The sequence below is a fragment of the Roseobacter sp. S87 genome, from assembly GCF_055693285.1.
This window is the reverse complement of record NZ_JBVFTR010000004.1, coordinates 2,516,236-2,537,046: the sequence shown is the minus strand read 5'-3', so window position 1 is coordinate 2,537,046 and position 20,811 is coordinate 2,516,236. Positions and strand designations below refer to the sequence as shown.

General features: G+C 58.8%; 18 protein-coding genes and 1 pseudogene. 13 read left to right on the top strand and 6 right to left on the bottom strand.

Annotation, left to right across the window (positions count from 1 at the left end; all coding sequences use genetic code 11):
- The first annotated feature begins 72 nt into the window (after positions 1-72).
- The gene (locus ACZ1HA_RS13285) at positions 73-480 is read left to right on the top strand and encodes a hypothetical protein (RefSeq protein ID WP_472714227.1); all 408 of its coding nucleotides are present in this window, start codon (positions 73-75) and stop codon (positions 478-480) included.
- Positions 481-548: 68 nt separating this feature from the next.
- Here the strand turns inward: ACZ1HA_RS13285 and ACZ1HA_RS13280 are convergent, their stop codons facing one another.
- On the bottom strand, positions 549-1,922 hold the full coding sequence (locus tag ACZ1HA_RS13280; protein ID WP_472714226.1) for a hemopexin repeat-containing protein: 1,374 nt from the start codon (positions 1,920-1,922) through the stop codon (positions 549-551).
- Positions 1,923-2,277: 355 nt separating this feature from the next.
- On the opposite strand from ACZ1HA_RS13280, the gene ACZ1HA_RS13275 reads away from it, so the two are divergent.
- The 7 genes and pseudogenes from ACZ1HA_RS13275 to ACZ1HA_RS13245 all read left to right on the top strand — a co-directional run bounded on the left by ACZ1HA_RS13275 (position 2,278) and on the right by ACZ1HA_RS13245 (position 9,752).
- Entirely contained in the window at positions 2,278-2,547 is a 270-nt protein-coding gene (locus ACZ1HA_RS13275; protein WP_375230089.1) for a glutaredoxin family protein, read from the top strand.
- 674 nt (positions 2,548-3,221) lie between these two features.
- Entirely contained in the window at positions 3,222-4,070 is an 849-nt protein-coding gene (locus ACZ1HA_RS13270; protein WP_375230090.1) for a universal stress protein, read from the top strand.
- A gap of 91 nt (positions 4,071-4,161) precedes the next feature.
- On the top strand, positions 4,162-5,139 hold the full coding sequence (locus tag ACZ1HA_RS13265; RefSeq protein WP_375230091.1) for a Bug family tripartite tricarboxylate transporter substrate binding protein: 978 nt from the start codon (positions 4,162-4,164) through the stop codon (positions 5,137-5,139).
- 23 nt (positions 5,140-5,162) lie between these two features.
- A complete protein-coding gene (locus tag ACZ1HA_RS13260) occupies positions 5,163-5,666 on the top strand; it encodes a tripartite tricarboxylate transporter TctB family protein (RefSeq protein WP_375230092.1) in 504 nt (167 codons plus the stop codon).
- Between the two features lie 22 nt (positions 5,667-5,688).
- A pseudogene (locus ACZ1HA_RS13255) lies at positions 5,689-7,201 on the top strand (tripartite tricarboxylate transporter permease).
- Positions 7,202-7,253: 52 nt separating this feature from the next.
- Positions 7,254-8,765: an AMP-binding protein gene (locus ACZ1HA_RS13250; RefSeq protein WP_472714225.1), complete on the top strand. Its 1,512-nt coding sequence runs from the start codon at positions 7,254-7,256 to the stop codon at positions 8,763-8,765.
- Positions 8,766-8,774: 9 nt separating this feature from the next.
- The gene (locus ACZ1HA_RS13245) at positions 8,775-9,752 is read left to right on the top strand and encodes a 2-dehydropantoate 2-reductase (protein ID WP_472714224.1); all 978 of its coding nucleotides are present in this window, start codon (positions 8,775-8,777) and stop codon (positions 9,750-9,752) included.
- A 134-nt stretch (positions 9,753-9,886) separates the two neighbouring features.
- On the opposite strand, the gene ACZ1HA_RS13240 is transcribed toward ACZ1HA_RS13245, so the two are convergent.
- Entirely contained in the window at positions 9,887-10,504 is a 618-nt protein-coding gene (locus ACZ1HA_RS13240) for a TetR/AcrR family transcriptional regulator (protein ID WP_472714223.1), read from the bottom strand.
- A 70-nt stretch (positions 10,505-10,574) separates the two neighbouring features.
- Between ACZ1HA_RS13240 and ACZ1HA_RS13235 the strand changes: the two genes are divergently transcribed.
- Genes ACZ1HA_RS13235 through ACZ1HA_RS13225 form a run of 3 tightly spaced genes read left to right on the top strand, consistent with a single transcriptional unit; the run spans position 10,575 to position 12,083 of the window.
- A complete protein-coding gene (locus ACZ1HA_RS13235; RefSeq protein ID WP_375230096.1) occupies positions 10,575-11,111 on the top strand; it encodes a redoxin domain-containing protein in 537 nt (178 codons plus the stop codon).
- Between the two features lie 54 nt (positions 11,112-11,165).
- Entirely contained in the window at positions 11,166-11,633 is a 468-nt protein-coding gene (locus ACZ1HA_RS13230; protein WP_375230097.1) for a YybH family protein, read from the top strand.
- Positions 11,634-11,675: 42 nt separating this feature from the next.
- Positions 11,676-12,083, top strand: coding sequence for a hypothetical protein (locus tag ACZ1HA_RS13225; protein WP_472714222.1), 408 nt, complete (start codon positions 11,676-11,678; stop codon positions 12,081-12,083).
- Between the two features lie 208 nt (positions 12,084-12,291).
- Here the strand turns inward: ACZ1HA_RS13225 and ACZ1HA_RS13220 are convergent, their stop codons facing one another.
- The 3 genes from ACZ1HA_RS13220 to ACZ1HA_RS13210 form a co-directional block, all read right to left on the bottom strand.
- Positions 12,292-13,032, bottom strand: coding sequence for an FkbM family methyltransferase (locus ACZ1HA_RS13220; protein WP_472714221.1), 741 nt, complete (start codon positions 13,030-13,032; stop codon positions 12,292-12,294).
- Positions 13,033-13,225: 193 nt separating this feature from the next.
- Positions 13,226-15,424, bottom strand: a complete 2,199-nt coding sequence (locus ACZ1HA_RS13215; RefSeq protein WP_472714220.1) for an NADP-dependent isocitrate dehydrogenase — start codon at positions 15,422-15,424, stop codon at positions 13,226-13,228.
- A gap of 161 nt (positions 15,425-15,585) precedes the next feature.
- Positions 15,586-16,548, bottom strand: a complete 963-nt coding sequence (locus ACZ1HA_RS13210) for a M14 family metallopeptidase (protein ID WP_472714219.1) — start codon at positions 16,546-16,548, stop codon at positions 15,586-15,588.
- A 47-nt stretch (positions 16,549-16,595) separates the two neighbouring features.
- Here ACZ1HA_RS13210 and ACZ1HA_RS13205 point away from each other — a divergent pair, with 47 nt between their 5' ends.
- Positions 16,596-18,137, top strand: a complete 1,542-nt coding sequence (locus tag ACZ1HA_RS13205) for a M81 family metallopeptidase (protein WP_472714218.1) — start codon at positions 16,596-16,598, stop codon at positions 18,135-18,137.
- Here ACZ1HA_RS13205 and ACZ1HA_RS13200 read toward each other — a convergent pair.
- On the bottom strand, positions 18,134-19,045 hold the full coding sequence (locus ACZ1HA_RS13200) for a LysR family transcriptional regulator (protein ID WP_472714217.1): 912 nt from the start codon (positions 19,043-19,045) through the stop codon (positions 18,134-18,136). The genes ACZ1HA_RS13205 and ACZ1HA_RS13200 overlap by 4 nt on opposite strands.
- A gap of 182 nt (positions 19,046-19,227) precedes the next feature.
- On the opposite strand from ACZ1HA_RS13200, the gene ACZ1HA_RS13195 reads away from it, so the two are divergent.
- Positions 19,228-20,811: an ABC transporter substrate-binding protein gene (locus ACZ1HA_RS13195; RefSeq protein ID WP_472714216.1), complete on the top strand. Its 1,584-nt coding sequence runs from the start codon at positions 19,228-19,230 to the stop codon at positions 20,809-20,811.

The following is a 20,811-nucleotide window of genomic DNA, read 5'->3' as shown; positions in this document are numbered from 1 at the left end:
CTTGACACAATCCGTAACTAAAATTACGGATATAGGCAACCGTAATCATAAATACGCTTTTGGAGAAGTGAAATGACTCATACTGACCGCCAGGTAACCGCCGCACTTGTGACGCTGATCATGCTGCAGGCCACTATGCTGTCCGCACTGTACGCCGGCATCAGGCCGCACCCGCCCGTTGCGACACCGCTTTTTGGCATTGCGCCGTTTCTGGGGGCGGCAATGTCGGTTGCTGTGTCCGCTGTGATTGCGCAACCAGTTGCAACAGCGACTGGCCGTTGCCTCGCTTTGCTGGCGGCCGTCATGGCGCTCGTTTCCTTTGGGCCGCACAAGTTTTTTGACGCGCAGTTTGCTCTCATCTGGCCTGCGGTCGTTCTGGGACAGCTTGCCGCGATCGTCATTTTTGTCCGTGTGTACGGCGGGTTGCGGGCAGACCGCAGTGCAGTCCCCGCGCCTTCAGCGGGCGCGGGGACCCTGTGATGTGCCGCCTGCCGGCGCCACTGGCAGCGGTTGCTGAAAAAACTGTGGCGTTCCTTCAGCGCAGGCTCTTACGGATCGCCATAGATTGCACCGAACATGTTGCCGTCGAAGTGGCTGTCTTTCTGGGCAATGCCGCGCGGCCTTGTCCCCCAGGTCCATACCCTGAAACGGTACATGTCGCCCTGCCAGAAGGGCCGGCGTTCAATATCAAGATTGCCTTCGTAGACGACATAGTGGTTCGGAACCGCCGGAAAGGCACTCTCATTGCGCGCCATAGCAGCATCGACCAGAAGGATGCTGATCCCGCCGCGTCTGTGCGCCAGATCTCCCTTTTGCAGAATCTCTTCGTCGCCCCAGACGAAGGTGGTGTCGACCTTCACATTGCGCAGCCGCAACAGCTCTTTTGCCCACCCCTCTATTTCCCAGGGAAAGGCAATGCCCTGCTCGATATTCTGTGACCAGCCTTCGTTGCCATCGATCGTGAAAATGACATTCGCGGCGTCACGCATGCCAGCCATCGTCAGCCAGTCCACCTGACGTGTGCCGTGGCTTGCAGCCGATCCCATGACATCCGCGGACGGGCGCATGGTTTTCGTCTTCATCCGGTGGCTGCCTTTGTCGTAGAGGTCGGCAACCAGCCGGACGTAGTCGCGCGGACGCTGGCTGGCCAGCCCGTATAGAATGCACGCAGGCCCGCACATCGGGGTGCTGGCCTGGTTGATGCGCCAGGGGTCTTCAAGAGTATCGCGCATTTCCTGCGCCAGGATCGCGCGGCTCAGCTGAGGCCATTTGCCTGGCGTTGACTTTTGCTCGAACGCGCGGATTGCCTGTTCAGCAATTGAAAAACCCAAACCGGGCCAGAGCGGTCTGGTATCTTTGGGGTAGCCCCGGTCCGTGCGGTGCGTTTTCAGATCGTAACGCCAGTACCGGTGGTCCCGAAAGAAATACACCTTGTCCTTCCGGTCGCCGGTGCCCATCAGCACAGCGTCGAAGGGCCCCTGCAAACCACGCCAGTTTGCCGATACCGACAATGGGTAGCCGTCGTCTTTCTTACCCTTTGCGAAATCAAAACGGATGTACTGCCGGCCCCGGAAGAAATACATTTTGTTGTTGATCGGATTCAGAAAACAGGCATCCACGCCCTGCGGCCAAAGACCCGGCCAATGCGTCGCGATGTTCTGGGGATATCCGGGATCTGTGCGGCGCTTCGTCAGATCGTACCGCCAGTACCGTCTGCCCTTGAAGAAATAGACTTTGTCGGCGCGGTCGCCCTGACCTTCGATGATCGCATCTGGGTTGCGCGGTACACCTTTCCAGTGATCTGCAATTCTTTTGGGGTAACCACGGTCGGCCTTGCCCGCGCCAAGATCGAAGCGCCAGTACATTTCGTCTTCGAAAAAATACAGTTTGTTGTTGGGTAGTTTATGAGCTGCTGAAAACACAGGGTCTCCTGAAAATAGAAAGTGAAAAAGACTATTGTTGTTCCAGTATCTTAAGCGCGTCTACCTGGGGTTGAAAATAGGTACTTTTGCCAATGGTCCTGCGGCGACCTGCACGTCGAAGGTGCGTGCCACCCGGCGTTCTGAAATCCGGGATGAGCGACTGTGTTTGCGTCATTGACGGCCGAAGCACTGCAGTTGTGCTGTCGGCGAAAATCTGGCGACCCGACACAGTCGCTGATTGAGCCAGCTTGGGAACATCACCAGGCGGGATGTCCCAACGATAAGTTTACCGGTTTCAACTTGCGTATCAGTCCGGAAAGTCTGACATCGGCGAACGGCAAAAGGAGGTTTCGGAATGCCCAAAGCGGTTCTGTATCGGATGGATCTGCCCGGTTATACCTGTGGCTTTGGCACAGCAGCCCGCGACCTGCTCCGGCGGGAAAATTTTGAGATCGAAGAGCACATTCTTCGGACACGCCGGGAAACAGATGCCTTCAAAGACAAGCACCACATCACGACGACACCACTGATCTTTATCGATGGTGTCAGAATTGGTGGCTTCACCGATCTGAAGAAACATCTGAAGGCCCTGAAACCGAAGCGTAAACGGTTCTGGAAACGCTGATCGGTCGTTTTGACCAACTCAGGAGATAATCTACTGATCATTCCCCGACAGAGGCAAAGTTGCTTTTGGGAGTTTCAGAAAGAGCATGCGCTTCCGGCCCGGTATCCCGGGTGCCCGCTTTCAGGCCTGAGCGGATGTCGTCACGTCGATGGCCATCGGTCTGAGTGGAATGCGAGCTCTGGGTTGATTTGATCCGACGTATCCAACGGTGCGGGATCACCGTGCACGCGCCCCGGGCCGATCATCAGAACAGGCGAATTGTTACCTGGCGTGCCCCGCATATGGTGCGGTCCCTGCAGGACAGGGTTTCGGCTCGTTCGCACCATAAGAAGATACCGCTTCTGCAAGCAAAAAGTGTGAGCCGGCAGTCATCTCACGTTCTGTTTGTGTGCGAATGCTACGCTTTTGCGCAGGAATCACCAATCCGGTCGGTTTTGGTGCAAAAGCGCAGTATACATCTGCATGCAAAAAAATAATTTAAATACAAGGGATTAAAAATACAGGAAAATTTGATAGGTAACTATATTTCCGAAAAAAATAATTTGACGCAACATTATTGCTGAGCCAAATCAATGGGCGTTGGGCAGGCTGAAGGCGCTGCATAACAGAACCTGGTGTTGTGGCACGGCGAACGTGCCTGACGTTTGATGGCAAACAGAAGGGCGTGTTGATCAATGATCAGATCCATTCTCGTTCCAGTGCGTGGAGATGGCATGGTTGCGACCGTGCTGGCGCACGCCGCCGAGATCGCAAAACGACACGATGCCCACGTCAAGGTCGTCCACTGCAGGCCGCGCCCGAAGGATCTGATCCCGACAGGCGTTCCATTGCCGGAGTTCATGCGCAAAACCATGCTGGACCAGGCCAACGACCTGGCCACGCGCCAGGAAAATCATCTGCGGGGCATTCTGCACAGGCTTGCGGCCGAATATGGACTGACCGAAGACGGCACAGAAGGCGGGGCGCGCTGTACCTTTGTCGAAGAGCCGGGCCGCATGGCCGACGTCGTAAAACACGCGGGGCGTCTTTCTGACCTGATCGTTCTGCCAAAGCCACAAAAAGAGCGGAACCTTGGGCAAAGCTCCCTGAAGTCGGCGCTCTATGGAGCCGGGCGTCCTGTTCTGATCTGCCCCGGCGAACTGCGCCCCGATGAGACTTTCGCACGCCATGTGGCCGTTGGGTGGAACGGTTCGCTCCCGGCGGCACGGGCTGTGGCGTCCTCCCTAAGTGTTGTCCAGGCCGCGGACAAAGTCACGATACTGACCGGTGGCAAGGTGCAGGTGCACGGACCCACTGCCGAAGAACTGCAGGAATATTATGCCTTTCGGGGAATTTCAGCGTCGGTTGTGACGTTTGACAAAACGGACCCGGCACGCGCCCTGCTTGATCTCGCGCAATCCATTGAAGCCAGCCTGCTGGTGACGGGCGCGTACAGCCACAGCCACGAAACCGAGATGCTCTTTGGGGGCAACACGGAACGGATTGTCGACCACATGGAGATGCCCGTTCTGATGGCCCACTGACCTGCAGCAACACCTGAACTGTCACCCGGATTACCACCCACTTTTCAACTTTAACGGCCGGTCGCCGGCTCATATCGGAGGAGAACTACAAATGAAATTCTCGAAAAGACTGTTCCTTGGCCTTGCCGCCAGCACTGCAATGGCTGCCATGCCCCTTTCGGCGCTCGCCGATGGCTGGAAACCCAAGCGGCCAATTGACTTTACCATTATGGCCGGTGCCGGTGGCGGCGCAGATCAGATCGCGCGGTTTGTCCAGTCGGTGGTGGAAGCCAACGACATGACCAACCGTCCGCTGATCCCGACCAACCGTGGCGGTGGCTCGGGCGCTGAAGCGCTGCTGCACCTGAAGGATGCCCGCGACGCAGACCATACAATCATGGTCACGCTCAACTCATTCTACACCACGCCGATCCGTCAGGAAGGACTCGGGATTGATGTGGAAACGTTCACGCCGATCACCATGATGGGAGTGGATCCGTTTGTGCTCTGGGTACATGCCGACAGCGGGATTACCACCTTTGAGGAATACGTTGCCAAAGTTCAGGAGATGGATGGTGAGTTCGTCATGGGCGGCACCGGCTCCGGGCAGGAGGACAGCATCGTTATTGCGGCGATGTCTGATGCATATGATCTGAAAATCAAATACATCCCCTATGACGGCGGTGGCGCTGTTGCGAAAGATCTCGCAGGCAAGCAGATCATGGCGACCGTGAACAACCCTGCCGAGGCCAAGGGCTTCTATGAAGCCGGGGAATTCGTACCGCTTCTGGCCTTCTCTGATGAGCGCATGCCTGCGTATCCTGATGTGCCGACCATGAAGGAAAAGGGTCACGACTTCTCGTATTATAACCAGCGCGCGATCGTTGGTGCTCCGGGTATGTCTGCTGAGGCCGCTGCCTACTACCGCGACGTCTTTGGCCAGGTCTATGATGGCGATGCATGGCAGAACTATCTCGTCTCCGAGAGCCTGTCACCGCTGCCGATGGATGAAGCGAAGACCCGTGACTACTGGTCCGTGCAGGTCGAAAACCACCGTAAACTGCTCAACGCAATCGCAGGCGAAAGCTGAGCCTGAACGGGGAGGAGGGCATCATGCGTCAGGGCGAAATATCACTCGCGGGTCTGCTTGCCCTCTTCTCACTCTATCTGATGTGGAAGAGCACTGAGCTTCCCATCGGTTACATCAGCGGGCAGGGCCCGGGAGGCGGTTTCTGGCCTTTCTGGCTCTCGTTCGGGATGCTCCTGAGCTGCATTGCGATCGGCTGGAACTGGTGGCGGGGCACGAGCCCCGCCGCACAGTCGGATGAACCATTGATGGACGATTTCGGCTGGCGTACCGTGCTTCATGTCGGGGGCGGCATTGTCGGATTTGTCGCGCTCATCAACGTGGTTTCCATGTACGGTGCCATAGCGCTGTTTCTGGTTTATTATCTGCGGTTTCTCGGGCGGCATTCGTGGTGGCTGACGCTGGCCATATCGATCGGCCTGCCGGTCGGGCTGTTCTTCTTCTTTGAGGCGGCGATGCTGATTTCGATGCCGCAGGGGATGCCATTCACGCAGCCATTCTTCGACGTGATGTACGACATCATTTACTGACAGCGGGCGGGCAGATTTTCACATGGAAGTTTTGAGTTTTCTCACGGACGGCGTGCTGCTTGCACTGGCACCGGCAAATCTTTTCCTGATCCTGATCGGTGTCACCGTGGGGCTTTTCATCGGCGCTATGCCGGGGCTGGGGTCCGTCAATGGTGTTGCGATCCTGCTGCCAATCACCTTTCTGGTGCCTCCCGCATCGGCGATCATCTTTCTTGCGGCGATCTACTATGGCGCAATGTACGGCGGGGCGATCTCATCGGTCACGCTGGGCATTCCGGGCGCATCTACTGCCGTCGCGACCACTTTTGACGGCAGGCCGCTGGCGCTGAAAGGCCGCGCGAGCCTTGCGTTGGTGACGGCGGCCATTGCCTCGTTTATCGGCGGGACAGTGGCCAACGTCTTCTTCACTCTTTTTGCCCCCATCCTTGCCGGCCTCGCGCTTTCGTTTGGTCCGCCGGAGATCTTTGCGCTCATGCTGCTGGCTTTTGCGACCTTTGTGGGTCTCGGCGGCGACGATATCCCTAAAACGATCTTCTCTATCTGCTTCGGCCTGGTGCTGGCCACGGTAGGTTTCGACACCATTTCGGGCGAGCCGCGTCTTGTTCTGTTCGATATCCCGGGCTTTCTGCGCGGCATTGGCTTTATCGTCCTGGCGATCGGTGTCTACGGGATCGGCGAGATGCTGTGGACGATCGAACAGACGCGCGGCGAGATCACCACAACCAATCCAAAAATGACCGTGCGCGGCATGACCTCTGACACCAAAGAGGCTATCCGACGGGGCTGGAAAGGCACGTGGATCGGTTCGTTCATCGGGTTTTTCGTCGGTATTCTGCCGGCGGCAGGCGCGACGCCCGGTTCGCTGATGTCTTACGGTGTGGCCAAAATGGTGTCCCCCAGTGCCGGAGGAATACGGTCAGGGTACGCCTGACGGTGTGGCCGCACCTGAGGCGGCGAACAATTCGGCCTCCACGGGATCCATGCTGCCGATGCTGACACTGGGCATTCCGGGCTCGCCCACAACGGCGATCCTGCTTGGGGGGATGGTCATCTGGGGTCTGACCCCGGGCCCGCGCCTCTTTATTGATGAAAGCGAGTTTGTCTGGGCGCTGATCGGCTCATTTTACATCTCGAACCTTGCGGCGCTCCTGATCAACCTGGCGTTCATACCGCTCTTTATCTGGATGCTGCGGATGCCGTTCACGATCCTCGCGCCGCTTATTTTTGTGCTCTCGATCATTGGCGGTTTTGCGGCAGCCCGAAGCATGCATGACATCTGGCTCATCGTGATTTTCGGAATTGCAGCGTTCTTCATGCGCAAATTCGACTATCCTCTCGCGCCGGCCGTTCTCGCCATTGTCCTTGGCCCCATTGCGGAACCTACTCTGCGGCAATCACTGCTCCTGTCATCCGGAGATCCGATGATTTTTCTGACCCGGCCCATTGCGGGACCGATTACCGTTGTCGCAATCATTCTGATACTGTTGCCTGCGATGAAGCTGCTGCGCAAAAAGCGCACTGCGTCCGCGGCCTGAGGTCAAAGAAAAACGGCGCGCGCGCCAGCACGAAAATTCACGGGGAATACCAATGACGACACTTGCACACCTGATTCAACCGCATCCTGACGCCGCACCGGCGATCGGCGCGCCGGGCCGGGACTGGATGAACTACGGAGAACTCAGGAAACTTGCCGGAAGCGTTCGCGCCTCGCTCAGAAATGCGGGCGTTGGCGCGCAGGACCGGGTTGCGATCGTTTTGCCAAACGGTCCCGAAATGGCCGCAGCCTTTGTTACAGTTGCGCAATCCGCAACTACCGCGCCGCTGAACCCCGCGTACAAAGAAGAGGAGTTCGCCTTCTACCTCGAAGACCTCAAAGCGCGGGCGATCATTGTTGAGGCAGGCTATGACGGCCCCGCGCGTGCCGCCGCGAACCGGTTCGGTCTGGCGGTTATCGAACTGACCGCTGTTGAGCCCGCCGGCATGTTCACGCTTTCGGGGCCCCACGCAGAAGCTGCTCCTGATACTGAGCCCACGGCAGATGACATCGCGCTGATCCTGCACACTTCCGGTACGACATCACGGCCCAAGATTGTCCCGCTGCTGCAGTCAAATGTTGCCGCCTCTGCCGAAAACATCCGCGCTTCTCTCGCACTCACTGCCGGAGACTGCTGCCTGAACGTGATGCCGCTGTTTCACATCCATGGGCTCGTCGCCGCTGTTTCGGCGTCGCTGGCTGCTGGTGCGTCGATCAGTTGTGCCCCCGGGTTTGACGCACTGAAGTTCTTTGGCTGGCTCGAAGAGGTCAATCCGACCTGGTACACGGCAGTGCCGACGATGCATCAGGCGATCCTCGCACGGGCACCCCGCAATGCGGAAGTTATTGCGAACGCAAGGCTGCGCTTTCTGCGTTCCTCTTCCTCGTCGCTCCCGGGTCCGGTCATGACACAACTGGCCGATACGTTTGGCGCACCGGTGGTCGAAGCCTACGGCATGACCGAAGCTGCACACCAGATGTGCTGCAACCCGATTGAACCGGGGCGTCAGAAACCCGGGGCAGTGGGTTTGCCCGCAGGGCCGGAAGTACGCATTGCACATGAGAGCGAAAACCGCCTGATCGACGGGATTGGCGAAATTGCGATTTCCGGGCCGAATGTCACACCAGGCTATGAGGGTAACCCGGAGGCCAACGAGAAGAACTTCTTTGAGGCCGCGGGAAAGCGATGGTTCAGGACAGGTGATCAGGGAACCTTTGACAGCGAGGGATATCTGTCGCTCACAGGCCGTCTGAAGGAGATCATCAACCGCGGCGGAGAAAAGGTAAGTCCGCTGGAGGTGGATGGTATCCTGTCTGATCACCCGGCTGTCGGGCAATGCGTTACGTTTGCCATCCCGCACGACAAGCTGGGCGAGGAGATCGGTGCCGCAGTGGTGCTCAAGGACGGTCAGAACGCGACAGACCGGGAAATCCGCGATTTTGCCGCCGAACGCCTCGCAGCTTTCAAGGTGCCGCGCAAAGTCCTGATCCTGGACGAGATCCCGAAGGGGGCCACCGGCAAGCTGCAGCGCATCGGCCTCGCTGAAAAACTGGGTTTGGGGTAAGGGCGCATTATGAAAATCTGTATTTTTGGCGCCGGAGCTATCGGCGGTTATATGGGCGCGAAACTGGCCGAAGCGGGGGCGGATGTCAGCCTCGTGGCGCGCGGCCCTCATCTGGCTGCTATGCGCGAAAACGGGCTCCGACTGATCGAGGAGACCGGCGAGACGACGGTAAAGGTGACGGCCTCTGACAAGGCTGCGGACCTCGGACCACAGGATTATGTAGTCGTCACGCTGAAAGCTCATTCCGTGCCAGCGGTTGTGCCGCACATGCAGCCGCTGATCGGGGAAAACACGACGATTGTCTCCGGGGTCAATGGCGTGCCCTGGTGGTATTTCCACAAAATCGGTACCGATCTTGAGGGCACGCGTCTGGCTTCTGTCGATCCGGGGAACGCGCAGTGGGATGGTTTTGGCCCGGACCGCGTTCTGGGCTGCGTGGTTTATCCGGCGGCTGAGGTCGTCGAACCCGGTGTTGTCAAACACATTGAGGGCAATCGGTTTTCGCTTGGAGAGCCGGACGGATCAAAATCGGAGCGCGCACTGGCGTTGTCAAAGGCGTTGGCCGCTGCCGGGCTGAAAGCGCCGGTACGCCCCAAAATCCGCGATGAAATCTGGGTCAAACTCTGGGGCAATCTGTCGTTCAATCCCATCTCTGCACTGACCCATGCAACGCTTGATGTGCTGTGCACGGAGCCTGGCACGCGTGAGGTGGCGCGCAATATGATGCTTGAGGCGCAGACCATTGCGGAAAAACTCGGCGTCCGGTTCCCCATTGATGTGGATCGCCGGATCCGGGGCGGCGCAGAGGTGGGGGCGCACCGGACATCGATGCTGCAGGATCTCGATCAGCAGCGCCCTATGGAGATCGACGCGCTGGTCGGTTCAGTGCGTGAGCTTGGCCGTATTACAGACACCCCGACACCCACAATCGATACTGTGCTGGCACTGGTTAGTCTGAGGGGCAAACTGGCGGGTCTGTACTCATAGCGGGCCCACCAGCTGTGCACTCGTCGGCCAGGAACAGACTTCAGGACCGGGCCGCTCGTTGTCGTGCAGCTGATAACGGTATTCTCTCTGATCCCGGGGCCCGTAACGCGGACCCCGGGATACCAAAGCCAAGCTCAGCTTTCGGGATCCGCCAGCACGGCCTGGACATATTTTTCGATGTCGCCTGAAAGATCGGTATCGGCAAAACCGGCGCGCGCCCGGAACACCATGCCCTGGCGCAGATCAAAGAGAAGCCTTGCGCGGTCTTCGCTCGGGAAATCAGCGGGCAGGGTGCCCTTTGCGATTTCATGGTCAAAACGGGCTCTGATACGGGCGTCCGTTGATGTGATGGCGTCGCGCAGCATCCCGGCTGTGCCCTCCACATGGCCCGCACTGGTTGCCACGCAGGAAACGAGAAAGCACCCTTTGGCACCGCTTTCGTGATGCGTCGAGTAGTCGACGACGGCGTCAAAGAACGCGCGCACAGCTTTTCGGATGTCGGGCTCCGTTTCCAGCGCAACGAGGGGCGTGCAGGCATCGTTGGTCGCGTAACTTTTGATCGCTTCCAGATAGAGACCATGCTTGTCGCCGAACTCTGCGTAAAGACTGGGGCTGTTGATACCCATCGCATCTGTCAGCAGTTTCATTGATGCGCCTTCATATCCCTGTTTCCAGAACACACCGACAGCCCTGGCCAGGGTATCGTCGCGGCTGAATGTTTTCGGGCGGCCTGCTTTTTTTGTATCGCTCACTACAAAATACCTTGACGTTTCGCTTTCCGTGTATTTTATAACGATCAACACAAAACACAAGGATGCGAAAATGACATCTCTGAAGACACCAGCGGGGGCACAGTTCCCGGACATCAGGGTTTCCGGACCGGACGGCGCAGAACTGACACTCGGTAAGCCACAGGGCGGCCACGACTGGCAGATGGTCGTCGTGTATCGCGGTGCGCATTGCCCGATGTGCACGACCTATCTGAAAGAGCTGGAAACGCTTTTGCCGGAGTTCCACGCGCTTGGTGTGGATGTCATCGCGGTCTCCGCTGATCCTGAAGACAAAGCCCGTGATCAGCTCGCACTGATTGAGCCCGGCTATGCGGTTGGCTTTGATCTGAGCGTCGATCAGATGCACCGGATTGGCCTTTATTTGTCGGACCCGCGATCCCCTGAGGAAACAGACCGGCCTTTTGCCGAACCGGGTATTTTTGTGGTGAATGCGAACGGGCAGGTCCAGGTCACAGATATCTCGAATGCTCCGTTTGCACGGCCTGATCTCAGAACTCTGCTGGCCGGGCTTCGCTTTATCCGCAACCCGGAAAACAACTATCCGATCAGGGGAACCCGCGCTGCATAAGGCGCCGCCCCACCACCACCTGATATTCCTGTAACCACCTGAAAGGACAAGCTCATGCGCTTGACATCCGCCCTCTCTGCCGTTGCCGTGATTGTCTGTCTGGCGTCACCAGCTGTCGCCGAAACAGCTGCTCAGACCACAGCCCGTGAAAGCCTGAAAGCGTTCAATGACCGCTTCAATGAACTGGCCGCGACCCATGACGCGGCGGGTTTGATCGCTCTTTATGACGAGGACGTCTACTGGATTGCTCCCGCTGCGCGTCCGGCCCGTGGGCGTGACGGGGTTCCGCGTCAGACCATCACTTTCATGGCTGAGCACAAAGGTGCGCTCTCTCACACGATCGAAGACCTGTTTATCTCAGACGACGGCACCCAGGCCGTTATGAAAGGTGTCACCCGGGCGTCCGTTGAAAGCCAGGGTTTCGCGCTGGAAGGGTCATACATCTACGTCCTTGAACGGGATGACGAAGAGGCGCCGTGGCGGATCGTACTGGATATGTTCAGCAACTACGCGACGGAATGACCGGCATGTGCCCGGAACACCGGATCAGCAGGGAGAACCAATATGACTATGTCTGAAACCCACCCGAATGCTGCCGCCGTCCGGGAAACTCTGGACGGTCTGATACATGGCGTCTCGGGGCATTCTTTTGACGTGCTGGACAAACTGTATCACAGCGACATGCAGACCTATCTGCTGCTGAACAACGGCACGCTGATGCGCAATGACAAAAAAGGCTTCATGGCCTTTATCAAAGATAACATGGGCGTTCTGAAAGATGAGAATCCCTGGGTGAAATACCATCTGGTCGAAGCGGACGACACGCGTGGGCACATCATTGTCAGCCGCAGGAACGACGCCACCGGGCGGTATCAGCTGATATCGCTCAGCATTGATTTTGTGCTGGAAGAAGGCAGCTGGCAGATCATCCGCGAAGTCATCATGACACGCAGCGATGCTGAAGACGCCTAAAGACGCGGCTTTGGTCTGCGGGTATGTGGCCCCCCGCGCGGCGGACAGCGCTGCGGGGGAAGACTGCACGCGCGCTCGTGTTTTCGGGCTCTGTGGTGCCGTCCGTCATTCCTACCGCCGGTGAACCGGCCGAAACGGTTGCTCTCTCAAGGGCCATCAGCGAAAAATCCGCCTGGGCGCCAGCGCTACAGAAACGGCAAGGCCGGGCTCATCCGGATGTCTTCCTGTTGATCATCAGGCAATCAAACTCCACGGCCACATTGTCCAGATCTGCCACCTTTGAAAAAGCCGTCACGCCAAAACCGGCAGCGCGAAAAACCTCCAGTGACCGGGCAATATCGGGCATGCCTTCGTATATCGGCTGCATCGCGACTTCGGACTGCAGCGCGACGACCTGAGGCAGAATTCCTTTTGCGCCCGCGAAGACTTCAAGGTCAAAGCCCTGTGTGTCCAGTTTCAGGAAGATGCGTTCTGCACTGGCATCGGGCGTGATGTCGGCCAAAAGTCCGTCCAGCCGCTTCAGAGGGACAGTGACTTCCCTCTGCACCTGATTGGCCTGTTCGATCCAGCCTGCTGACTCTGCCGGTGGCAGAAAGGACGAAAAATCATCTGAGCGCATCACCTTCAGCTGCATCTCTGTATCGGCGGCACCAAGCGCCACAGGCATGATCGTCCAGTTGGGAATACCGGATGCCTTTTTACTCAGAAATTCATACAACTCGGGGATGGGTTCAAACGTCACAACAGGGCCACGATAGTCCGTGAACCTTTGGATGAAATCAAAGTACTGCCCCCTGTTCCCGCCCACATCGATGATCATGGTCGGTCTGGTCATCCGGAACAGCTTGTTGAGCTGGTAAGCATAGTGATGCCGCAGCACGGCGCTTTCCCTGTTTTTCACAAGGTTCCACCCCAGATGCCGGGATACTTTACTCAGGAAACGCTTCATTTCTGACCTTTGCCGGAGATTCCGGTTGCTGGTGCATTAGTTAATGCAGCGTCGCTTTGAGGAAAGGCATTGTGTGTCGGGCCCGCGATGCCGGGAGAATTGAAGGGTCCCGGGCACGGCAGCAGGAAAACGGATACCTGCCTGCGCGTGCCGCGCGCCGTGTTTCAGCGCGCGGCAGATTTTCCGGATCCGATCAGCCGGTCTGGCCGATGATGCCGTTCAGCGTGGCTGACGGGCGCATGACCGCAGCTGTCTTTGCGTTGTCCGTACGGTAGTAGCCGCCCAGTTCAGCACCAGGTCCCTGGACCGCCGCGAGCTCAGAAAGGATCTGGGCTTCGTTTGACGCCAGCGCTTCTGCTACCGGCGCGAAATGCGCAGCAAGGTCCGCGTCCTCGGACTGGGCTGCAAGTGCCTCTGCCCAGTACCGTGCAAACCAGTAGTGGCTGTCGCGGTTGTCCGGCTCACCCACTTTGCGCGAAGGCGACCGGTCATTGTCCAGAATGCCCTGTGTGGCTGTTTCCACTGCTTTGCCCAGGACCCGCGCCTTTTCGTTGCCACGTGCGTCCGCGAGGAAGATCAGGCTTTCGCCAAGGGCGCAGAACTCGCCAAGGCTGTCCCACCGCAGGTGGTTTTCCCCGACCAGCTGCTGGACGTGTTTGGGGGCGGATCCGCCGGCACCGGTTTCGAAAAGCCCGCCGCCGTTCATCAGTTTTACGATCGAGAGCATCTTGGCGGATGTCGCCAGCTCAAGGATCGGGAAGAGATCGGTCAGGTAATCGCGCAACACGTTGCCTGTGATTGCGATCGTATCCGCACCGCTGGTGATCGTTTCCAGCGACGCCCGCGTGGCCGCGCGGGGCGACATGATTTCAAACGTCCCTGCCAGGCCTTTCGCTTCGAGCACCGGTTTCACATAGGCAATCAGCTGTGCGTCATGCGCCCGGTTTTCATCAAGCCAGAAGATCGCCCGGCAGCCTTCTACCTTCTGACGGGAAATGGCCAGATTGATCCAGTCCTCGATCGGCGCCTTGCGGGCGGAGGAAGAGCGCCAGATATCACCCGCCTGCACCTCGTGCTGATGCAGAACCGTGCCATCGTCGAGGATCATTTTCACGGTGCCGGCTTCGGGGATCTCGAAGGTTGTCGGGTGCGAACCGTATTCCTCGGCTTTCTGCGCCATCAGGCCGATGTTCTGGACGGTGCCAGCGGTCGCCGGGTTCAGTTTGCCGTTTTCTTTGAAGAAGCTGATTGTTTCATCATAGACCGGCGCATAGCAATTGTCCGGGATGACACAGTTGGCGTCTGCTTCTTTGCCATCCGGTCCCCAGCCTTTGCCGCCCGCGCGGATCAGCGCAGGCATCGACGCGTCGATGATCACATCAGATGAGACATGCAGGTTGGTGATGCCCTTGTCGGAATCCACCATGTACATTGGCGGGCGTGCGGCCATGCAGGCGTCGATATCGGCTATGATGGCTGCGTTGTCCTTTACGCGCGCCAGCAGATCACCAAGGCCCGAGTTCGGGTTCACGCCAAGCGCGGCCATTTCGTCGCCGTGCTTGTCAAACACGGGTGCGAGGTATGCCCGGACCGCGTGACCAAAAAGGATCGGGTCGGAGACTTTCATCATCGTGGCTTTGAGGTGCAGCGAAAACAAAATGCCCTGTTCGCGGGTCTTTTCGATCTCGGCCGCGAGGAAGTCCTGCAGAGCTGCAGCACTCATAAAGGTGGCATCCACAACAGTACCGGCCGGATATTCGAGGCCTTCTTTGAGCACCCGCTCGCCGGTGGCCGTTTCGAGCACAATCTTTGCACCGGTGGCTTCCGCGAGGGTCGCGGAGGTCTCATTGGAGAAGAAGTCATTGCCGGGCATGGAGGATACATGCGTTTTGCTGTCGGCCGTCCAGTCGCCCATGCGGTGCGGATTGGCCTGTGCAAAGCTTTTAACGGCCTTTGCCGCGCGCCGGTCAGAATTACCCTCGCGCAGAACCGGGTTCACCGCGGAACCCTTGATCGCGTCATATTTGGCACGGGCGGCTTTCTCATCATCGGTTTGGGGTGCTTCCGGGTAATCCGGCAGGGCGAACCCCTGCGACTGCAACTCCTTGATCGCGCCCACAAGCTGCGGCACCGAGGCGGAAATGTTCGGCAGTTTGATCACATTGGCTTCAGCCGTTTTAACCAGGCGTCCAAGCTCGGCCAGATCGTCAGACTGCTGCTGATCGGGGCTCAGGTGTTCCGGGAACGCCGCCAGAATGCGCCCGGCGAGGCTGATGTCCTTTGTGCCAACGCTGACGCCGGCCGCACCGGCGAATTTCTGGATGATCGGCAGAAATGAAGCAGAGGCCAGTTCCGGGGCCTCGTCTACTTTGGTGTAAATAATATCGGACATGAGGTGCTCCTGATGACTAGAGTTGGCCCCCTGATAGTAGAAGCAGCCGGGAACGTCGACGGTATACCGTCGTATGCGACAATTATTCGTGCTGGCATGGGCCCGATCGCAGAATTTCGGCGGAAAATGACCGGAATCACGCGCCCGGCGGGGCGTGGGGCTCAGCCAGGACGGTCCGGAACGGCGAAACGGACCGCTGTCTGGCCTTTCCAAAGGCGTTTTGACGGCATCACCAGCATGGTGTTGTCCGCGGGCGTCGTGACCGGCGTGTCCCCGTCATGACCGATCAGTGTGCCTGCGTCCGGCAGGACTTCACCGCCGGTGAACGGCTGCGCGAACGTGAATGTATCGCTCTCAATCGTGACGGCCCGGGCCACGGTGTAGAACGACTGTTGCGGAACGGGATCGAGGGCGTCGACCCGGTCCTGCGCAATCGTGCCGGTTGCCGCCAGAAACCGCACCGTGGCCTCAACAGCCAGTGCGCCCGAAGATGCTTCCCAGTGTTGTCCGCATTCGATCAGCAGCGCTGTCTTCGTTGAATTCGGGTCATCAAAGGCCCCGTAGTCGCGCATGCGCCGGCCTGCGGCATGGCCCGCATCCCCCACGATCCGCTCTGGCACGCCCACCCGGGCGGCAAGGTCTTTGCTTTTCCGGTGGCGTCCGGACATCATCAGAGGCGGGGCGAGATGCTGCATGCTGTGGATGTCGAGAAGACAGTCGATGCCTTCAAGGGCTGGACGGACACGGCGTGCACGTTCGAGTTCAATGGAGGTCCGGTCACTTTCGAGAACCTCTTTGTCCCAGACGCGGTTCATGTCTTCGTCGAGCCACCGGGTGCGGTTCGGATCAGCCGAATCAAACGCGTGGTAAGCATCAACATTCATGAACGCCAGTGTCAGCGATCCGCACAGCGGCCTGATGTCTTCGCGGAACAGCCAGTCGAGCGCGATGACGCCGCAGGGCTCGTTACCGTGCACAACCGCGCTTACCATAACGTTGGGTCCGGGGAGGCCACTCCCGAACCGCCAGACATACGGGATCCCGGTATTGCCAGCGGCATAGGGTTCAATGTCGGGCGTTTCGAGTTCTACCGAATACTCATTTGGAATGTTGATTTGCGTCATTTCTTCGGATTTCCTTATGCAATGCCCAAATTAAGAGGAACGTCGTCATGACCGCACCAAAGATCGCCCTGCTTGGCGCCATCCTCGAATCCAACCGGTTTGCACCACCTGCCGCGGAAGATGACTTCCGCTCGCTGACCTGGCTCACAGGCGATGCGCTGATGCAGGAAGCCCGTTCGGACACCCCGAAACTGGCCACAGAATTCGCCGCGTTCGTGCGCGCGATGGATGCGACAGGCGACTGGGAGCCGGTCCCCTGTATTCTGGCGGCAAGCCATCCCGCAGGGCCGGTGCGCGCGGCGGTGATCGAAGAAATCATTGCGACGGCAGAAAACTTGCTGCGCGCGGCGGGTGCGCTGGACGCAGTCTATATCTGCAACCACGGCGCCATGGTGGCCGAACATGACCACGACCCGGACGGGCTGCTGACGGCCCGTGTTCGCGAGGTTGTCGGGCCGGATGTCCTCGTCGTTTCCACGCTGGATTTGCATGCAAATGTATCGCAGCGGATGGTGGATGCCTGTGATCTGATCGTGGGTTACCGGACCAATCCGCATGTGGATCAGATCGAGCGCGGGGAAGAGGCCGCTTTTGCGGTGCGGCGCATTCTGGCCTCGGGGACGCGGCCACAGATGGCCCATGTTAAACTGCCGCTCGTGCCGGCGTCGGTGACACTGCTGAGCGCCGAACATCCCTACGGCACTCTGATTGACACCGGACAACGGCGTCAGGCGGAATGCCGGGGTCAGATCCTCAACGTTTCCGTGTTCGGCAATTTCCTCTTTTCGGACACGCCTGACAACGGGCTGAGTATCGTTGTCACCGCGCGTGAAGACATCGGCGTGGCGAAGGTACTTGCGGACGAACTGGCTGGCATGGCGTGGTCTCTGCGCGGGGATTTTACTCGCAAACTGACCACGCTGGATGATGCGGTGGCCCTTGCACTGCAGGAAGGTTGCGCGCCGGTCATCTTTTCGGACGCCGGCGACAATCCGGGCGGGGGTGGCAGTGGCCGGACGACCGCCCTGCTGGCGGCACTGCATGCGGCCGGTGTCCTTGACTGCCTTATCGGTTCTTTCTGCGACCCTGAACTCGCCGCAGAGGCGCATCAGGTGGGGGTGGGCGGACGGTTTCAGGCGCGGTTCAACCGGTCGCGGGATGCTGAAGCGCCCTGGGCCCAATGGGATCTGCCTTTTGATGTCGAAGCGGAGGTCATTGCGCTCCACGATGGAGATGTTGTGGGAGAACAGGGGATGACAGCGGGCCGGCGTCTGGCGCTCGGACCATCTGCTGCGCTGCGCATGGGCGGCATAACGGTTGTGGTCATTTCGGACCGTACCCAGACTGCCGATCCGGTGTTTTTTCATATGTTCGGGCTGGATATTTCCGCGGCCCGCACGGTCGTGGTGAAATCCCGAGGGCATTTCCGAGCAGGTTTCGCAGACTGGTTCCCGGCGGAACAGGTTTTTGAGGTGGATACGCCCGGCCTGACCAGCCCGATGCACAGCCGCTGGCCCTTTGAGCACCTGCCGCGCCCTGCTTTTCCGATGGATCCGGGTGCAGAATGGAGCAGCGGCGGAGATCACTAGATGGGCTCCGAATACTTATGCGGCGGCGTGGTCAGTTTCACAAAGCTGATAAACTGTCTGGTCAGCTGTGTCGGGGGCACGCCGGACGGCAGCACAAAACTGGTTTCATAAGAACACGATGCGTCAAAGGGCCGGACTTCGACACCTTCCATGTCCTGTGACAGGAGCGGGAAGGGATTGATCAGCGTGACACCGAGACCTTCCCGGACCAGCTCCAGCGCCGCCATATTCGTCGCCGTCTCCGCAATCTGGCGCGGCTGGACCCCGGCGCGGGCAAATATCTGTTCTGTTGTGGCACGGGTGCCCAGCCTGCGCAGGAACTGGATCAGATCCACACCATCCAGATCCTGAGGTGTGATGGATTTCTTTGCAGCCAGCGGATGTCCGGTCGGCATCGCACAGACCGCGTGGCTGCGCCGCCACGGCATCAGCTGTACACCCGACCGCTGGATCATCCCACTGGTCAGGCCGAGGTCGTAGCGCAGATCAAGAATGCCCGAGACCAGAACGTCGGTTGCCTGGATGTCCAGCTGCACCCGCCGTCCCGGGTTGGCCTTCAGAAAGTTCGCAACACGCCGGATAATGAAGTGATGCGCCAGTGTCGGCGGGACGACCAGCCGCAGCGGTTCATCTTCGGGGGCGGCCCAGTCTGCGCCTTCGATCTGCGCCAGGGTCTCGAAAATCGGATCCAGTTTTCCGTTCAGCCTCAGCGCTTCATCCGTGGGTTCGATCCGTCCCGACCTGCGCACAAAGAGCGAGCGGCCGACGCGCGCCTCGAGCTGCGAGAGCGAACGGCTGACGGCCGACTGGGATACACCCAGCCGGCGGGCCGCACCGATCGTCGTGCCCGTCGTGACCAGGGCACGAAGCGATTCAAACTCGCGAAGCCGGTGTTTGTGTTCCGTCATGACCTTTGCATTCTTTCCAGCTTTGCGCCCGGACGCCATCCGGGGCACCGGATTGATCTATGCAAAAATGCATAGAATTGAGTATTGGCAATGATTTTTGTGGTAGCTAGCATTTGCTCAGGGCGCAAGGCCGGGTTCCGGATTCGGTCGAACAAAGCGCCAACTGAACAGGGAGCTTTTTGATGAAGAAGATTACAGCCGTGACAGCGGTCGCTGCGGGCATCATGGCGCTGGGCGCCGGCGCTGTCTCTGCAGAGAAGCTGGTCATCGGACTTTCGTCCGAGCCGACGTCTCTGGACCCGCATTTTCACAATCTTGGTCCGAACAATGCAATGTCGCGTCACATCTATGACCGACTGATCAATCAGGACGAAAAGCAGCGTCTTATGCCGGGCCTTGCCGTCTCCTGGGAGCCGATTGACGACCTGACCTGGGAGTTCAAACTGCGCGAAGGTGTCAAATTTCACGACGGCAGTGATTTTAACGCCGATGACGTGGTCTGTACCGTCGAACGCGCACCGGATGTCCCCAATTCGCCCGCGAGTTTCGGCACCTATCTCAAGGGCAAAACGGCGGTGAAGATTGATGATTACACCGTGCACTTTGTGACGGAGGAACCCTATCCGCTGATGGGGAACGACATCTCAACAGTGCCGATCATCTCGAACGAAGGCGGCTGCAGCGCATCGACCGAAGACTTCAATGAAGGCACCGCCTCTGTAGGTACAGGGCCGTTTGTCTTTGCGAGCTACACACCGGGCGAGTCGATCAAAATGACCCGGAACGAGGCATACTGGGGTGACAAACCGGAGTGGACGGAGGTGGAGTTCCGCCCGATCACATCCGGCCCGTCCCGCGTGGCAGCTCTGCTGGCTGGTGACGTCGATATGATTTCTGGGGTGCCGACTACGGACATCACTACACTGGAAGGCAATGATGAGATCCAGCTGAGCCAGGGTGTTTCCAACCGCGTCATTTATCTGCACATGGACCAGTTCCGTGAGAACTCGCCCTTTGTGACGGCCAAAGACGGGGGGGACATCAAAAACCCGCTGATGGATGTGCGGGTGCGCAAGGCGATCAGCATGGCGATCAACCGCGATGCCATCGTGGAGCGGGTGATGGAAGGTGTTGCCATTCCGGCCGGACAGCTTCTGCCCGAGGGGTTCTTTGGTGTGTCAGACAAGCTTGGTGTGGTCGAATATGACCCGGCAGGTGCCAAGGCGTTGCTGGCCGAAGCCGGTTATGCGGACGGGTTTGCCATGACAATCCATGGCCCGAATGACCGCTATATCAACGACGCGCGCATTGCTGAGGCAATTGCTCAGATGCTCACCCGTGTCGGGATTCAGACGGCTGTTGAGACCATGCCGCGTTCGGTCTACTTCGGTCGTGCCTCACGCGGTGGCGAGGATGGCCAGCCGGAATTCAGCTTCATCCTGGTCGGCTGGGGTGCGGGTTCGGGCGAAGCATCCAGTCCGCTCAAGTCGCTGATCCACACACATGACCCTGACCGTGGATTTGGTGCCTCAAACCGTGGCCGTCACTCCGATGCGGAAATCGACGGGATCATCGAGGAAGCGCTGCGCACAGTCGATGACGCTAAACGTCAGGACCTGCTTGCGGAGGCCACAGAAAAGGCCATCGACAATGTCGCGATCATCCCCACGCACTTCCAGGTCAACACCTGGGCTGCGAAAAAGGGGCTGCGTTATGTCGCGCGTACAGACGAGTACACGCTCGCAATCGGTGTCGTGAAAGAGTGA

Excerpts from the sequence above, each read along its gene's own strand:
- ACZ1HA_RS13285 (WP_472714227.1), top strand. The coding sequence starts at position 73 with ATGACTCATACTGACCGCCAGGTAACCGCCGCACTTGTGACGCTGATC.
- ACZ1HA_RS13275 (WP_375230089.1), top strand. The coding sequence starts at position 2,278 with ATGCCCAAAGCGGTTCTGTATCGGATGGATCTGCCCGGTTATACCTGT.
- ACZ1HA_RS13270 (WP_375230090.1), top strand. The coding sequence starts at position 3,222 with ATGATCAGATCCATTCTCGTTCCAGTGCGTGGAGATGGCATGGTTGCG.
- ACZ1HA_RS13265 (WP_375230091.1), top strand. The coding sequence starts at position 4,162 with ATGAAATTCTCGAAAAGACTGTTCCTTGGCCTTGCCGCCAGCACTGCA.
- ACZ1HA_RS13260 (WP_375230092.1), top strand. The coding sequence starts at position 5,163 with ATGCGTCAGGGCGAAATATCACTCGCGGGTCTGCTTGCCCTCTTCTCA.
- ACZ1HA_RS13250 (WP_472714225.1), top strand. The coding sequence starts at position 7,254 with ATGACGACACTTGCACACCTGATTCAACCGCATCCTGACGCCGCACCG.
- ACZ1HA_RS13245 (WP_472714224.1), top strand. The coding sequence starts at position 8,775 with ATGAAAATCTGTATTTTTGGCGCCGGAGCTATCGGCGGTTATATGGGC.
- ACZ1HA_RS13235 (WP_375230096.1), top strand. The coding sequence starts at position 10,575 with ATGACATCTCTGAAGACACCAGCGGGGGCACAGTTCCCGGACATCAGG.
- ACZ1HA_RS13230 (WP_375230097.1), top strand. The coding sequence starts at position 11,166 with ATGCGCTTGACATCCGCCCTCTCTGCCGTTGCCGTGATTGTCTGTCTG.
- ACZ1HA_RS13225 (WP_472714222.1), top strand. The coding sequence starts at position 11,676 with ATGACTATGTCTGAAACCCACCCGAATGCTGCCGCCGTCCGGGAAACT.
- ACZ1HA_RS13220 (WP_472714221.1), bottom strand. The coding sequence starts at position 13,032 with ATGAAGCGTTTCCTGAGTAAAGTATCCCGGCATCTGGGGTGGAACCTT.
- ACZ1HA_RS13215 (WP_472714220.1), bottom strand. The coding sequence starts at position 15,424 with ATGTCCGATATTATTTACACCAAAGTAGACGAGGCCCCGGAACTGGCC.
- ACZ1HA_RS13210 (WP_472714219.1), bottom strand. The coding sequence starts at position 16,548 with ATGACGCAAATCAACATTCCAAATGAGTATTCGGTAGAACTCGAAACG.
- ACZ1HA_RS13205 (WP_472714218.1), top strand. The coding sequence starts at position 16,596 with ATGACCGCACCAAAGATCGCCCTGCTTGGCGCCATCCTCGAATCCAAC.
- ACZ1HA_RS13200 (WP_472714217.1), bottom strand. The coding sequence starts at position 19,045 with ATGACGGAACACAAACACCGGCTTCGCGAGTTTGAATCGCTTCGTGCC.
- ACZ1HA_RS13195 (WP_472714216.1), top strand. The coding sequence starts at position 19,228 with ATGAAGAAGATTACAGCCGTGACAGCGGTCGCTGCGGGCATCATGGCG.